The sequence below is a fragment of the Streptomyces sp. NPDC014991 genome, from assembly GCF_043080665.1.
Classification (GTDB): Bacteria; Actinomycetota; Actinomycetes; order Streptomycetales; family Streptomycetaceae; genus Streptomyces.
The window spans coordinates 66,314-82,716 of sequence record NZ_JBIBVY010000016.1 but is presented as its reverse complement, the minus strand read 5'-3'; the positions used below and the strand labels follow the sequence as shown (position 1 = coordinate 82,716).

The window sequence follows — 16,403 nt, the reverse complement described above, 5'->3', positions numbered from 1 at the left end:
GCTTGCCGGCGACGCCCATTCGCTGCCGTAGGCCAGGAGTGCCAGTGCCGGTCATCACCGCGTCGCATGAATTCGATGTCAGCGACCTCTTCGTGAATCTCCAGCCGCTGTTCGGGCGCCGGCTGTTCCTGAAGGTCGAGGGATTCAACTTCGCCGGATCCATCAAACTGAAGGCCGCCCGGGAGATGGTCGCCCAGGCGGAGGCCGCGGGCCTGCTCCGTCCGGGTTCCACCCTGGTGGAGTCCTCGTCGGGCAACATGGGCGTCGCCCTCGCCCTGCTCGCGGCGAGCCGCGGCTACCGGTTCCTGTGCGTGACCGACACCCGCTGCAACGCGGTGACCCGGCGCACCATGGAGTCGCTCGGCGCCGAGGTCCACGTCGTCACCGAACCGCACGAGAGCGAGGGCTTCCTCGGCGCGCGGATCCGCCACGTCAGGGCGCTCCTCGCCGCCGACGACTCCCGGGTGTGGCTGAACCAGTACCTCAGCCCCGGCAACTGGATGGCCCACTACCGCACCACGGCCCCCGCCATCGCCCGCCAGTTCCCCGACCTGAACGTGCTGTTCGTCGGCGCCGGCACCACCGGCACGCTGATGGGCTGCGCCCGCTGGTTCCGGGAACGGCGGCCCTCGGTACGGGTGGTGGCCGTCGACAGCATCGGCTCCGTCACCTTCGGTGGGCCCCCCGGCACCCGGCACATCCCCGGCCTCGGCACCAGCGTGCGGCCGGCGCTGCTCGACGAGAGCCTGGTCGACGCCGTGGTCCACGTCCCGGAGGCGGCCACCGTGCGCACCTGCCGGGACCTGATGCGGCACGGCTTCCCGGTCGGCGGCTCCACCGGGACCGCGGTGACCGGCGCCCTGCGCTGGCTGGAGGAGCAGTACGGCGACGGCACCGGCGGGGTCCGCGAACAGGTCACCGCGGTGACCATCTCGCCGGATCTCGGCGACCGCTACATGGAGACCGTCTACCACGACGAGTGGGTGCACGGCGCCTTCGGCCCGGACCTGGATGCGGAGCCGGCGGCGGACCGGGCGGAGCAGGACAGCGTGGGTGATCCGACGCCGGCCGCGGCAGCCGCCGCCGCGGACTGAACGAGCCGGCCGCGGCGACCGCCGCCGCGGACCGAACGAGCCGGGCGCGGCCGAAACCGAGAATGACGGAGAGCAAAGCGATGACGACAAACCGAGGCGCCGTCCTCCCGCTCACCGCGGCGCAGGCCGAGATCTGGTTCGACGAGCAGTTCGCCACCGGGCCGCTCGCCTACAACATGGCCGACTACATCGACCTGCGCGGCCCGCTCGACACCGCCCTGCTGGAGCGGGCGCTGCACCGCCTGGGGCACGAGGCCGAAGGACTCCGCGTGCAGTTCGTGGAGGAGGCGGGCGCCCCGGGCCAGATCATCCGGCCCCTCGCCCGACTGCCCCTGTCGGCAGTCGATCTCAGTGAGGAACCCGACCCGTCGGCCGCCGCCCTGCGGTGGATGCGCGCGGACCACGCCGAACCCCTGACGATCACCGACTTCCCGCTGTTCCGCGGCGCCCTGCTCACCCTCGGTCCCGAGCACCACCTGCTCTACCTCTGCATGCACCACATCCTCGCCGACGGCTTCAGCCGCGCCCTGCTCTACCCCAAGCTCGCCGCCCTCTACGCCCGGCTGGCCGCGGGCCACGACGACGCGGCCCTGGACGCCGACGCCATCCCGGCCTTCCACCACCTGCTGGACGGCGAACGCCGCTACCTGGACTCCCGGCAGGTCGAACGGGACCGCGCCTACTGGACGGAGCGCCTCACCTCCTCCGGGCACGGGCCGGCCCCCGAACTCGTCTCGCTCTCCGACCGCGACCCGGCTCCCGGCCGCAGCGCCCTGCGCCACACCACCCGGCTCACCCCGGGGGCCACCGACGCGCTGCGCGGCCTCGCCCGCACGGGCAAGGTCACCCTGCCGGTCCTCATGGTCGGCGCCATGGCCGCCTACACCCAGCGTGTCACCGGCGTCACCGAGCCGCTGCTCACCCTCCCGGTGACCGGCCGCACCGGCGCCGTCGCCCGCGAGATCCCGGGCATGCTCGCCAACTACCTGCCGCTCGCCGTGCGCGTCCGTCCCGACCTGACCGCCCCGCAGCTGCTCCGGCAGGCCTGGAAGGAGGTCTCCGGCGCGCTCCGCCACCAGCGGTACCGCGGCGACCGCATCCGCCGCGACATCGGCCTGCGCACCGACGACCGCCGGGTGTTCGGACCCTTCATCAACGTCCTCGACCAGGACCCGGCGCTGGTCTTCGGCGACTGCCGGGGCACGGTGGTCAACCTGTCCACCGGCATCGTCAACGATCTCATCGTGAACGTCCTCAACACCGCCGACGGCACCATGGAGATCCACCTCGACGGCAACCCCGAGCTGTACACGGACGCCGAACTCGCCGCCCACCTCGCGCGGTTCGAGACGTTCCTGGCCGACCTGGCCGCACTCCCCGCCGACCGGCCCCTCGCCCGCGTCGGCCTGCGCGCCCCCGGCGAGCCGGTCGGCCTGCTGGGCGCCTGGGACCCGCACACCGAGCGCGCCGGATACGAGGGCCTGGTGGAGCGGGTGCGCTCGGTGGCGGCCCGCACCCCCGACGCCGTCGCCGTCGCCGACGGCACGGACCGCGTCACCTACCGGCAGCTGCTGACCCGGGCCGCCGGTGTCGCCGCCCGCCTGTCCGAGGCCGGTGTCGGCACGGGTTCGGTGGTGGCGGTGCTGGCGGATCCGGGGGTGCCGTTCGTGGCGGGGGTGCTGGGGGTGCTGGGTGCGGGCGGTGCGTATCTGCCGCTGGATCCGGCGGCCCCGGCGGCCCGCAACGCGTCCCTGCTGGCCGACAGCGGCGCCCGCCACCTGCTCGCCGGGGACGCGTACGAGGCCCCGGCCCACGACGTCCCGGCCGTCCTGCCGCTCAGCGACCCCACCGACCTCACCGGCACCGCCGAACTCCCGTGCGTCGGTGGTGGTCTGGATCTGGCGTACGTGATGTTCACGTCGGGGTCGACGGGTCGTCCCAAGGGGGCGATGGTGCAGCGTTCGGGGATGGTCAACCACTTGTGGGCGAAGGTCGGTGACCTGGATCTGGTGGCGGGGGAGTCGGTGGTGCAGAACGCGCCGCTGACCTTCGATGTGTCGGTGTGGCAGATGCTGGCTCCGTTGCTGGTGGGTGGGACGGTGCGGGTGGCGGGGGAGCTGGCGGCGGATCCGTCGGGGTTGTTCGCGATGGTCGCCGGTGAGCGGGTGGCGGTGCTGGAGGTGGTGCCGTCGTTGTTGCGGGCCGCGCTGGACGCGTGGGACATCGAGGGGGACGCGCCGGAGCTGGCGGATCTGCGGTGGCTGATGGTGACGGGTGAGGCGTTGCCTGCTGATCTGTGCCGGCGTTGGCACGAGCGGTATCCGCGGGTGCCTCTGATGAACGCGTACGGTCCGACGGAGTGCTCGGACGATGTGACGCATGCGGTGATCCGGGCGGGTGACGACCTGGGTGCCCGCGTCCCGATCGGTGCCGCGGTCCGCAACACGCGCCTTTACGTCCTGTCGGACGAGTTGCAGCCGGTGCCGGTGGGTGTGCCGGGTGAGCTGTATGTGGGTGGTGCGGGTGTCGGCCGTGGTTATCTGCACGATCCGGCGCGTACGGCGGGCACGTTCCTGGCGGATCCGTTCGGTCCGGCCGGGACACGGATGTACCGGACCGGGGACCGGGTGGTCCAGCGGCCCGACGGGCAGCTGGAGTTCATCGAACGACGCGACCACCAGGTCAAGATCCGCGGCAGGCGTGTCGAGACGGGCGAGATCGAGGCGGTCATCCGCACCCTGGACCCGGTCACCGACGCGGCGGTCGCCGTCCTGCCCGACGCGTCCGGCAACCCGCGCCTCGTCGGCTACCTCACCGGCCCCGGGGTGGACGCGGCCCGCGTCCGTGCCGAGCTGGCCCAGCTGCTGCCGGCGTACATGATTCCGGCGTCCTGGCTGGTGCTGGAGGCGCTGCCGCTGACGCCCAACGGCAAGCTCGACCGCAAGGCGCTGCCCCGGCCGGCCCTGGCCGGCCGCGAGGCCGAGCGGGGCGCGGCCAACGACCGTGAGCGGACTCTGTGCGCGATCTTCGCCGAGGTGCTCGGTGTCACCGAGGTCGGCGTGGACGAGGACTTCTTCGCGCTGGGCGGGGACAGCATCCGGTCCATCCAGCTGGTCAGCCGGGCCCGCGCCGCCGGGCTCGCCCTGACCACCCGCGACGTCTTCGAGCACAAGACGGTCACCGCCCTGGCGCGGGCGGCCGGCAGCCTGGACCGGGTCGCCGGGACCACCCGGGCCGCCGAGGACGACGGAGTCGGGCCGTACGAACTCACCCCGATCATGGCCCAGCTGCACGAGGAGACCGGCACACTGACCGGGCCCGTGGTCAAGTACAGCCAGCACATCGTCGTCAGCGTCCCCGCCGGGCTCGACGCCGCACTCCTCGACGCCGCCCTGCACGCCGTCGTCGACCACCACGACGCCCTGCGCACCCGGGCCACCGAACCGGCACCGGGCCTGTGGCACACGGAGGTCCTCCCACCCGGCGCCCTGGCCGGTGTGACGCTGGCCGGCACCGCCGAACCGGACGGCACGGGCGACCCGGCCCGCGCCGAGCGGCAGGCCGCCGCCGCGCGGGCCCGGCTCGATCCGGCCCGTGCCGTCATGATCCAGGCCGTACTGCTCGCCGCCCCGGCCGGAACCGACACCGGCCGGCTGGTGCTGTGCGCCCACCACCTCGTCGTGGACGGTGTGTCCTGGCGCGTCCTGCTGCCCGACCTCGAAGCCGCCTACCGTGCCCTCGCCGAGGGCCGCACCCCGGCACTCGACCCGGTCGGCACGTCGTACCGCGCCTGGTCCGCCCTCCTCGCCGAACAGGCCCGCACCCAGGTCCGCGGCACCGAACTCGCCGTCTGGCAGCGGCAGCTGGAGGGGCCGGACCCGCTGGTGGGCACCCGCCGCCCGGACCCCGCCCGCGACGTCCACGGCACCCAGCGCGCCCTCCGCCTGGAACTGGGCCCCGCGGTCACCGCGCGCCTGCTGACCGAGGTGCCCGCCGCCTTCCACGCCGAGATCAACGACGTGCTGCTCACCGGGCTCGCCCTCGCCGTCGCGGACTGGCGCCGCCGACACGGCCACGCCCAGCACGCGCAGACCCTGATCGAACTGGAGGGACACGGCCGCGAGCAGCTCGGCGACGAACTGGACCTGTCCCGTACCGTCGGCTGGTTCACCAGCGCCTTCCCGGTCCGCCTGGACGTCGGCACCCCCGACTGGGAGGAGCTGTGGGCGGGCGGCCCCGCCCTCGCCGGTGTCCTGAAGCGGATCAAGGAGCAGCTGCACGCCCTGCCCGGCCGCGGTGTCGGCTTCGGCCTGCTGCGCTACCTCAACCCGCACGCCGCCCGCGTCCTCGCCCGCCACCTGCGGCCCCAGATCGGCTTCAACTACATGGGCCGCTTCGACGCCCGCGAGGACCGGCCGTGGCAGCCCGTCGGCGGTGACGGAGTCGTCGGCACCGGAGCCCACCCCGGCATGCCACTGCCGCACCTCATCGACGTCACCCCGGCGACCGAGGACCGCCACGACGGACCGCACCTGATAGCCAACTGGGCGTGGGCCGGGACCGCGGTCGCCGAGGAGGACGTGCGGGACCTCGCCGAGACCTGGTTCCGCGCCCTGGAGCTGCTCGGCCGGCACGCACCCGGCGCGGGCGGCCTCACCCCCAGCGACCTGCCACTGGCCGGCCTGGGCCAGGACGAGATCGAGGCGTACGAGGCCGAACTCGCCGGCGCCGGCAGCCGCCTGGCCGACGTCCTGCCCATCACCCCGCTCCAGCAGGGCATGCTCTTCCACGCCGACTACAACACGGCCACCGAAGGCGGCACCGACGTCTACACCCTCCAGATCGTCGCCGACATCGAGGGCGACCTGGACCCCGCCGGCCTGCGCGCCGCCGGCCAGGCGCTCCTGGACCGGCACCCGAACCTGCGCGCGTCCTTCCGGGCCCGGCCCGCCGGCGCCCCCGTACAGCTCGTCCCGGACCGGGCGGAACTGCCCTGGCAGGAGATCGACCTGCGCGACCTGCCGGAACCGGAGCGGACCGCCGAACTCGACCGGATCACTGAGGCCGAGCGAGGCCGACGCTTCGCCCTGGACCGCCCGCCGCTGCTGCGGTTCACCCTCGTCACCCACGGCGAGGGACGCCACCGCTTCGTCTGGACGAGCCACCACATCCTGGTCGACGGCTGGTCGATGCCGCTGCTGGTGCGGGAGCTGTTCACCCTGGGCCGGCCCGGCGCCGACGGCACCGCGCTGCCCGCCCCCGTCCCCTACCGCTCCTACCTCGCCTGGCTGACCCGGCAGGACGGCGAGGCCGCCCGCGCCGCCTGGCGGGAGGCGCTCGCCGGTCTCGACGGGCCGACGCTCCTCGTGGACGCCGGCCCCGACCGGACACCGGTGCTGCCCGAGTCCCTGCGCCTGGACCTGCCCCGCGAGCTGACCGAGTCCCTCACCACCTGGGCCCGCGCCCACGGGCTGACCCTCAACACCGTGCTCCAGGGCTGCTGGGCGCTGCTGCTCGGCCGGCTCACCGGCCGCCAGGACGTCGTCTTCGGCGCCGTCACCTCCGGCCGGCCCGCCGAGGTCCCCGGCGTCGAGTCGATGATCGGCATGTTCCTCACCACCGTGCCGGTACGGGTCCGGCTGCGCCCCGGCACCCGTCTCGCCGAACTGCTGCGCGACCTCCAGGAGCGGCAGACGGCGCTGCTGCCGCACGAGCACCTCGGGCTCGCCGAGATCCACCGGGCCGCGGGCCTGGCCGGCGAGGTCTTCGACACCGTCGTCCTCTTCGAGAACTTCCCGCTCGACGCCGCCGACCCGGCCGCCGACACCGACGGCCCCCGAGTGCTGCGCACCGAGGCCCGGGACGCCCGCCACCACCCGCTCAGCATGGCCGTGTTCCCCGGCGACACCCTGACCCTGCGCTTCGACTACGCGCCCGACCTGTTCACCGGCGCCGACGTCGAGCGGATCGCCGTCATGGTCCGGCATCTGCTGCGGACCGTCGCCGACGGCGGTGACCTGCCGCTCGCCCGCGTCGACGTCACCGCCCCGGCCGTCCTCGGCCGCCCCGGGCACCCCGGCGAACTCGGTGGCGTGCTCGGCTCCTGGGACCCCACCCTGCCCGAGGAGAGCCTCGGCGTCGTGGAACGCGTCCGGGCCGTCGCGGCCCGCGTCCCCGACACCGTCGCCGTCGCCGACACCACCGACCGCGTCACCTACGGCGACCTCGTCGAACGTGCCGGAGGCCTCTCGGTCCGCCTGTCCGAGGCCGGTGTCGGCACGGGTTCGGTGGTGGCGGTGCTGGCGGATCCGGGGGTTCCGTTCGTGGCGGGGGTGCTGGGGGTGCTGGGTGCGGGCGGTGCGTATCTGCCGCTGGATCCGGCGGCCCCGGCGGCCCGCAACGCGTCCTTGCTGGCCGACAGCGGCGCCCGCCACCTGCTCGCCGGACGCGCGTACGGAGCTGAGACCCGCGCGCTCGCCGGTGACACCACCGTCCTCTGCCTGGAGGACGCCCTCCACGATCGCGCACTCCCGCCCGCCCTCGGTGGTGGTCTGGATCTGGCGTACGTGATGTTCACGTCGGGGTCGACGGGTCGTCCCAAGGGGGCGATGGTGCAGCGTTCGGGGATGGTCAACCACTTGTGGGCGAAGGTCGGTGACCTGGATCTGGTGGCGGGGGAGTCGGTGGTGCAGAACGCGCCGCTGACCTTCGATGTGTCGGTGTGGCAGATGCTGGCTCCGTTGCTGGTGGGTGGGACGGTGCGGGTGGCGGGGGAGCTGGCGGCGGATCCGTCGGGGTTGTTCGCGATGGTCGCCGGTGAGCGGGTGGCGGTGCTGGAGGTGGTGCCGTCGTTGTTGCGGGCCGCGCTGGACGCGTGGGACATCGAGGGAGGCGCGCCGGAGCTGGCGGATCTGCGGTGGCTGATGGTGACGGGTGAGGCGTTGCCTGCTGATCTGTGCCGGCGTTGGCACGAGCGGTATCCGCGGGTGCCTCTGATGAACGCGTACGGTCCGACGGAGTGCTCGGACGATGTGACGCATGCGGTGATCCGGGCGGGTGACGACCTGGGTGCCCGCGTCCCGATCGGTGCCGCGGTCCGCAACACGCGTCTGTATGTGCTGTCGGACGAGTTGCAGCCGGTGCCGGTGGGTGTGCCGGGTGAGCTGTATGTGGGTGGTGCGGGTGTCGGCCGTGGTTATCTGCACGATCCGGCGCGTACGGCGGGCACGTTCCTGGCGGATCCGTTCGGTCCGGCCGGGACACGGATGTACCGGACCGGGGACCGGGTGGTCCAGCGGCCCGACGGGCAGCTGGAGTTCATCGAACGACGCGACCACCAGGTCAAGATCCGCGGCCGGCGGGTGGAGATCGGCGAGATCGAGGCGGTCATCCGCTCCCTGGACGCTGTCACGGACGCGGCGGTGGCGGTGCTCCCGGACGCGTCCGGCAACCCGCGCCTGGTCGGCTACCTCACCGGCCCAGGCGTCGCCCCCGACCAGGTGCACTCGGAGCTGGCCCGCCTGCTGCCGGCGTACATGATTCCGGCGTCCTGGCTGGTGCTGGAGGCGCTGCCGCTGACGCCCAACGGCAAGCTCGACCGCAAGGCGCTGCCCCGGCCGGCCCTGGCCGGCCGCGAGGCCGAGCGGGGCGCGGCCAACGACCGTGAGCGGACTCTGTGCGCGATCTTCGCCGAGGTGCTCGGTGTCACCGAGGTCGGCGTGGACGAGGACTTCTTCGCGCTGGGCGGGGACAGCATCCGGTCCATCCAGCTGGTCAGCCGGGCCCGCGCCGCCGGGCTCGCCCTGACCACCCGCGACGTCTTCGAACAGCGCACCGTCACCGACCTCGCCCGGACCGCGACCGAGGCATCCGCCGACGACGACACCGCCGCACCCGAGGCCGCCGACGCGCTCATCACCCTCTCCGCCGACGAACTCGCCGACCTGGAACTTGAGTTGAGTGAGGACCTGTCGTGACCGAAACCAGCACCGGGTCGAGAATCAGCGCGGTCCTGCCGCTGTCGCCGCTGCAACAGGGGCTGCTCTTCCTGTCCTCGTACGACCGCGCGGCGACCGACCACTACGTCCTCCAGTTCACCGCGGACATCCAGGGCGACGGCACGGACCTGGAACGCAGGCTGCGCGCCGCCTCCGCCGCGCTGCTGCGCCGCCACCCGAACCTGCGGGCCTGCTTCCGGCACCGCAGGAACGGCGAGCCGGTGCAGATCGTCCTGCGCGCGGACGACGTCGAACCCGCCTGGTCCGTGCACGACCTCACCCACCTGCCCGCGGCGGAACGGCCGGCCGCGGCGGACCGGCTCGCGCGGGAGGACCGGCGGCGCCGGATCGACCCGGCCCGGCCGCCGCTCATGCGGTTCGCCCTCGTCCGGCTCGGCGAGCGCAGCCACCGGCTGGTCTGGTCCGTGCACCACATCCTGGTCGACGGCTGGTCACTGCCCCTCGCGGTACGCGAACTGACCCTGCTCGCCGGGGAACCGGGCGCCCCCGGCCGGGCGGACGCGACGGGCGGAACGACCGCCGGCACCGGGGACGACCACGGTCCGCTGCCCGCGCCCGCGCCGTTCGGCTCCTTCCTCGCCTGGCTGGGCACCCGCGACAAGGCAGCGGCGCAGGCCGCCTGGGCCGGACTCCTGCGGGGGCTCGACGGCCCCGTCCGGGCCGCCCCGGACGCCACCGGCACCGGGGAGCCGCCCGCCGAGGCCGAGGCCGTGCTGCCGCGCGCGCACACCGCCGCGCTGCTCGGCTGGGCCCGGGCACAGGGACTCACCCTCAACTCCGTCGTCCAGGGCTGCTGGGCGCTGCTGCTCGGCCGGCTCACCGGCCGCGAGGACGTCGTCTTCGGCGCCGTCACCTCCGGACGGCCCGCCGAGGTCCCCGACGTCGAGTCCATGATCGGGCTGTTCGCCAACACGCTGCCCGTGCGGGCCGACGTACGGCCGGAGCGGCCGGCGAGCGAACTGTTCCGGGAGCTGGCCCGGCAGCAGGTCGCGATGATGCCGCACGAGCATCTGCCGCTGGCCGAGGTGCAGGCCGCCTGCGGTATCCAGGGAGAACTCTTCGACGCCGTCCTCGCCTTCCAGAACTACCCGCTCGACGAGGAGGAACTGCGCCGGCACTCCGGCGGCACCGTCTCCGCCGCCCGGGTGCACGCGGCCACGCACTACCCGCTGCACCTCACCGTGCTGCCCGGCGACAGCCTGCGGCTGCGGCTGTCGTACCGGGCGTCGGCGCTCGGGGAGGGCCCCGGTGCCGCGCAGGGCCTGCTGGACCGGCTGGTGCGCATCCTCGGCGAGGTGGCCGACACCCCGGACGCGCCCCTCGCCCACCTCGGCGCCCTCTCCCCGGCCGAGGAGCACCGCGTCCTCACCGAGTGGAGCGGCGTCCCGCACCCCGCCGCCCCGGACACGCGCCCCGGGGCCGGCGGTCGGGCGGACACCATTCCCGGCCGCTTCGCCGTCCGGGCCGCGCGTACACCCGATGCCGTGGCCGTCACCGGGCACGGTGGGGTCCGTCTCACCTACCGCGAGCTGGATGAGCGGTCCGAGCGGCTGGCCCGGGTGGTCGCCGGTCACGGTGCCGGGCCGGAGTGCCTCGTGGCCGTCGCCCTGCCGCGCGGTGCCGAGCTGATCGTCGCGGTCCTCGCCGTGCTCAAGGCCGGTGCCGCCTACCTGCCGCTGGAACCCGCGCACCCGGCGGAGCGCATCGCCCACACCCTGCGGGACGCCCGCCCCACGCTGCTGCTGACCACCACGGACGTCCGGCTGCCCGCCCCGGCCGCGGACCACCCCGGCCCGCTGCGGATCGACCTCGACACGGACGCCGTCGACGCCGCGCCGGCCACGGCACCCCGGCCCGCGCTCACCCCCGACCACCCGGCCTACGTCATCTACACCTCGGGTTCCACCGGCCGGCCCAAGGGCGTCGTCGTCGCGCACCGCAACGTCGTCCGGCTGCTGGACCGTACCGACCGGTGGTTCCGCTTCCGTCCGGACGACGTGTGGACCCTCTTCCACTCCATCGCCTTCGACTTCACCGTGTGGGAGCTGTGGGGCGCGCTGCTGTACGGCGGGCGCCTGGTCGTCGTCCCGCACGACGTCGCCCGCTCACCGGACGCCTTCCTGGACCTGCTGGCGGCCGAGCACGTCACCGTCCTGAACCAGACGCCGTCCGCCTTCTACCAGCTGATGCGCGCCGACGCCGACCGCCCGCGCGAACTGGCGCTGCGGCACGTGGTGTTCGGTGGCGAGGCGCTGGACATCGGCCGGCTCACCGACTGGTACGCCCGGCACCCGCACACTCCGCGCCTGGTCAACATGTACGGCATCACGGAGACCACCGTGCACGTGTCGTACCAGGAGCTGGACCGGGACCTGGCCGCGGCAGGCGTGGGCAGCGTCATCGGGCGGGCGATACCCGGCCTGCGGGTGTACGTCCTGGACAACGCGCTGCGGCCGGTGCCGGCCGGGGTGCCCGGCGAGCTGTACGTGGCCGGTCCCGGCCTGGCCCGCGGTTACCTGGGCCGGGCCGCGCTGACCGCCGGCCGGTTCGTGGCCTGCCCGTACGGGACGCCCGGCGAGCGGATGTACCGCACCGGCGACCTCGGCCGCTGGCGGCCCGACGGCACCCTCGTCCACCTGGGGCGCGCCGACGAGCAGGTCCAGCTGCGCGGGTTCCGTATCGAACTCGGGGAGATCGCCACCGTGCTCGGCCGGCACCCACGGCTCGCCGAGGTGGCCGTGGTCGCCCGCGAGGACCGGCCCGGCGACCCGCGGCTGGTCGCCTACGTCGTCCCGCACGAGCCGGACGGTGATCTGTCCGACCGGGAACTGTCCGCGACGGTCCGGGCGTTCGCCGTCGAGCGGCTGCCCGACCACATGGTGCCCGCCGGCGTCGTACGGCTGCCCGCCCTTCCCCTGACCGCCAACGGCAAGCTCGACCGGCGGGCCCTGCCCGCACCCGCGTACACCACCTCCGCCCGTGCCCCCCGCACCCGCGAGGAGAGCGCCCTGTGCGCGGTGTTCGCCGCGGTCCTCGGGCTCGAACGCGTCGGTGCGGACGACGACTTCTTCGCCCTCGGCGGGCACTCGCTGCTCGCCACCCGCATCGTCAACCGGGTCCGCGCCGAACTCGGCGCGGAACTGGAGGTCCGTGACCTGTTCGAGGCGCCCAGCCCGGCCGCGCTCGCGGGCCGGCTGCGCGCCGCCGCGCCGGGCCGGCCCGCGCTGACCGCCCGGCCGCGCCCGGCGGTCGTCCCCCTGTCGTACGCCCAGCAACGGCTGTGGTTCGTCGAGCGGCTCGGCGCGCCCGGCGGGCTCTACGCCATCCCCCTCGCGGTCCGGCTCACCGGCCCGCTCGACGTCCCCGCGCTCCACGCGGCGCTGCGCGACCTCGTCGCCCGCCACGAGGCGCTGCGGACCGTGTTCCCGGCGCGCACCGGCCCCGGTGCCGCCACCGACCCCGGTGCCGGGGCTCCCCCCGTTCCCGGCACCGGTCCGACGGGAGGCGTCGGCCCGGCCGAGCAGCGCGTGCTCGCGCCGGCCGACGCTCCCGTGCCCCTGCCCGCCGACCACGTCACCGAGGCCGGGCTGCCCGCGGCCATGGCCGCGGAGGTGGCCCGCGGTTTCGACCTGGAGACCGAGATCCCGCTGCGGGCCCGGCTGTTCACGCTCGGTCCCGGCGAACACGTCCTGCTGCTCGTCCTGCACCACATCGCCGGCGACCGCTGGTCCCTCACCCCGCTGGTGCGGGACCTGACCGCCGCCTACGCCGCCCGCGGCGCCGGCCACGCGCCCGCCCCGGAGCCGCTGCCGGTGACGTACACCGACTTCACGCTCTGGCAGCGCGACCTGCTCGGCGACGAGGACCGGCCGCACAGCGAACTCGCCCGCCAGCTCGCGTACTGGACGGCGGCCCTCGACGGGCTGCCCGAGGAGCTGGCGCTGCCCCGGGACTTCCCGCGCGGCGCCCGCACCAGCCACCGGGGCGCCACCGTGCGCGCCACCCTGCCCGAACGGCTCGCCGCCGGGCTGCGGGCGCGCGCCGCCGAGTGGAACGCCAGCCCGTTCATGGTGCTCCAGGCGGCCCTGGCCGCCCTGCTCACCCGGCTCGGCGCGGGCACCGACATCCCGCTCGGCACCCCCGTGGCGGGCCGCGGCGACGAACGGCTCCACGACGTCGTCGGCATGTTCGTCAACACGCTCGTGCTGCGCACCGACACCTCCGGCGACCCCGGCCTGCGGGACCTCGTGGACCGGGTGCGCGAGCGGGACCTGGCCGCCTACCGGCACCAGGACGTGCCGTTCGAGAAGCTCGTGGAGGTCCTCGCCCCGGAGCGCTCGATGGCCCGGCACCCGCTGTTCCAGGTGATGTTCGCCTATCAGCAGGAGCCGCCCGTCATGGCCGCCGGCCCCGCCGGGCTCACGGTACGGCCCGAGGAGGTGCCGTCGTCCACCGCCAAATGGGACCTGTTCTTCCAGTTCTCCGAGGCGGGCCCGGGCGTGGAACTGGCCCTGGAGTACAGCGCCGACCTGTTCGCGTCCGGCACCGCCCGGCGCCTCGCCGACGCCTGCGTCCGGCTGCTCGGCGCCGCGCTGGCCGACCCCGGGCGTCCGCTGTCCCGGCTGGACCTGCTCGGCGCCGACGAGCGGGACGCCCTGCTGGCGCGAGGCACCCGCCGCACCGGTACCCCGGCCACCACGGTCACCGAACTCGCGGCCCGGCGGGCCGCCGCCGCCCCGGACGCCGTCGCCCTCGTCCACCGGGACGCGACCGGCCGCCTCACCCGCACCACCCACGGTGAGCTGCACCGCGCCGCCGGCCGGCTGGCCCACCTGCTGGCCGCCCGGGGCGTCGGCCGCGGCGACCTGGTCGCGCTGTGCCTGGAACGCGGCCCGGCCACCGTGACCGCGCTGCTGGCCATCGCCCGCACCGGCGCCGCCTACCTGCCCCTGGACCCCGCCTACCCGGTCGCACGGATGCGGGACATGCTCACCGACGCGGGGGCCCGGCTGCTGCTCACCCAGGACTCCCTGGCCGCCCGCTGCGCCGAGGCGGCCGGCCCCGGCACCGAGACACTCGTGCTGGACGCGCCCGCCACCCGGACCGCCCTGGCCGCCCTGCCCGGCCACGCGCCGGACGTGCCCGCACCCCGCCCCGACGACCTCCTCTACGTCATCTACACCTCCGGCTCCACCGGCCGCCCCAAGGGAGTCGCCGTCTCCCACCGGGCCGCCGTACGCCTCGTGCACGGGCTGCCCGAACTGGACTTCACCCCCGACGACACGTTCCTGTACTTCGCACCGGTCGCCTTCGACGCGTCCACCTTCGAGATCTGGGCGCCGCTCGCGCACGGCGCCCGGCTCGCCGTCTGCCCGCCGGGGCCGGCCGACCCCGAGGCGCTCGGCGCGTTCCTGCGCGAGGCCGGGGTGACCGTCGCCTTCCTCACCACCCAGTTCGTCAACACCGTCGTCGACACCCGGCCGCGTGCCCTGGCCCCGCTGCGGGCGCTGCTCACCGGCGGCGAGGCACACTCCCGCGACCACCTCGACCGGCTGCGGGCCGCCCTGCCGGACACCACCGTGTACAACGTGTACGGCCCGACCGAGACCACCACGTTCGCCACCCTCCAGGACACCGCGGGCGCCACCGACGCCCCGGCGGGCGTGCCCATCGGCCTGCCCGTCGGCGACACCTGCGCCTACGTCCTCGACGAGGCGCTGCGACCGGTGCCGCAGGGCGTGGTCGGCGAGCTGTACCTGGCCGGACCCGGCCTGGCCCGCGGCTACCTGGGCCGGCCCGCCCTGACCGCCGGGCGGTTCACCGCCTGCCCCTACGGGGAGCCCGGCGCGCGCATGTACCGCACCGGCGACCTCGCGCGCTGGGACGCCCGCGGCCGGCTCGACTACGTGGGCCGCGCCGACCAGCAGGTGAAGATCCGCGGCTACCGCATCGAACCCGGCGAGATCGAGCGCCGCCTCACGGCCCACCCCGCGGTCGCCCGGGCCGCCGTCGTCGCCCCCGCCGACCGTGCCGGCCGGCGGCAGCTGGTCGCCTACGTCGTCCCCGCACCCGGCGGCCCCGCACCCGGGCCCGAGGAGCTGCGCCGGCACCTGACGCGCGCGCTGCCCCCGTACATGGTGCCGGGCGCGTACGTGCCGCTGCCGGACCTGCCGACGACCGTCAACGGCAAGCTCGACGTGGCCGCCCTGCCGCCCGCCCCGGCCCGCCCCGACGGCCCCGCCGCCCGTGCGCCCCGTACCGACGCCGAACGGCGGCTGTGCGCGGCCGTCACCGAGGTGCTCGGCGTGCCGGCCGGCCCCGACGACGCGTTCTTCGCGCTCGGCGGGGACAGCCTGAAGGCGATCCGGCTGGTCAACGCCGCCGCCCGGGCCGGGCTGCGGATCGGCCTCGCCGCCGTCTTCGAACACCGCACGCTGGAGGCCCTGGCCGCGAGCGCCGCCGCCGACGGCGGCACCGTCGACCTGCTCGGGCCCGTGCTGCCCCTGCGCACCACCGGCACCCGGCCGCCGCTGTTCTGCGTGCACGGCGGGCTCGGCTTCGGCATTCCCTTCGCGGCGCTCGCCGAACACCTCGACCCCGCACAGCCCGTGCACGCCCTCCAGGCCCGCGGCCTCGCCGGCACCGGCCCGCTGCCCGGCGCCCTCGCCGAGGTCGCGGCCGACTACCTGACCCGGATCAGAGCCGTCCAGCCGCACGGCCCCTACCACCTGCTGGGCTGGTCCTACGGCGGCATCGTCGCCCACGAGATCGCGGCCCTGCTGCACGCGGCCGGCGAGGAGGTCGCCTACCTCGCCAACCTGGACGCCTATCCCGACGACGGGCACGGCGTCCACCCCACCGACGCGGAGTTCCTCGCCGACTTCCTCACCGAGGCCGGCATCGACGCCACCGGCCTGGACCGGCTCGACCCGCCGGCCGTCGCCGCCCACCTCCGGCGCACCGGCGGCCCGCTCGCCGGCCTCGGCCGGGCCACCCTGGAACGGCTGCTCGCCGTCATGCGCAACCACCTCGACCTGGTCCAGCGGCACACCCCGAGCCGCTTCGGCGGCTGCTCGGTGACGCTGTTCCTGGCCGCCGACGGGCTCACCGGGGAGGAACGCGCCCTGAAGGCCAAGAGCTGGGAGCCGTACCTGGGCCGGCCCGCCGACATCCACGAGGTGCCCTGCGGCCACCAGCAGATGCTGCGGCCCGCACCGGCCGCGCTCATCGGCGCCGCCGTGGAACACCGGCTGCGTGCCCTGGCCGCCGCCCGCTGACCCCCTGCCGCCGA

3 protein-coding genes are annotated in these 16,403 nt (G+C 75.2%); all 3 read left to right on the top strand.

What is annotated here, in order from left to right:
* The first annotated feature begins 44 nt into the window (after positions 1-44).
* The 3 genes from sbnA to ACF1BE_RS24030 all read left to right on the top strand — a co-directional run bounded on the left by sbnA (position 45) and on the right by ACF1BE_RS24030 (position 16,389).
* The gene (gene sbnA / locus ACF1BE_RS24040) at positions 45-1,094 is read left to right on the top strand and encodes a 2,3-diaminopropionate biosynthesis protein SbnA (protein WP_392201075.1); all 1,050 of its coding nucleotides are present in this window, start codon (positions 45-47) and stop codon (positions 1,092-1,094) included.
* Between the two features lie 80 nt (positions 1,095-1,174).
* Entirely contained in the window at positions 1,175-9,070 is a 7,896-nt protein-coding gene (locus ACF1BE_RS24035; protein WP_392201074.1) for an amino acid adenylation domain-containing protein, read from the top strand.
* Positions 9,067-16,389, top strand: coding sequence for an amino acid adenylation domain-containing protein (locus ACF1BE_RS24030; protein WP_392201073.1), 7,323 nt, complete (start codon positions 9,067-9,069; stop codon positions 16,387-16,389). The genes ACF1BE_RS24035 and ACF1BE_RS24030 overlap by 4 nt, the downstream gene beginning before the upstream one ends.
* Positions 16,390-16,403: the final 14 nt, after the last annotated feature.

Excerpts from the sequence above, each read along its gene's own strand:
- ACF1BE_RS24035 (WP_392201074.1), top strand. The coding sequence starts at position 1,175 with ATGACGACAAACCGAGGCGCCGTCCTCCCGCTCACCGCGGCGCAGGCC.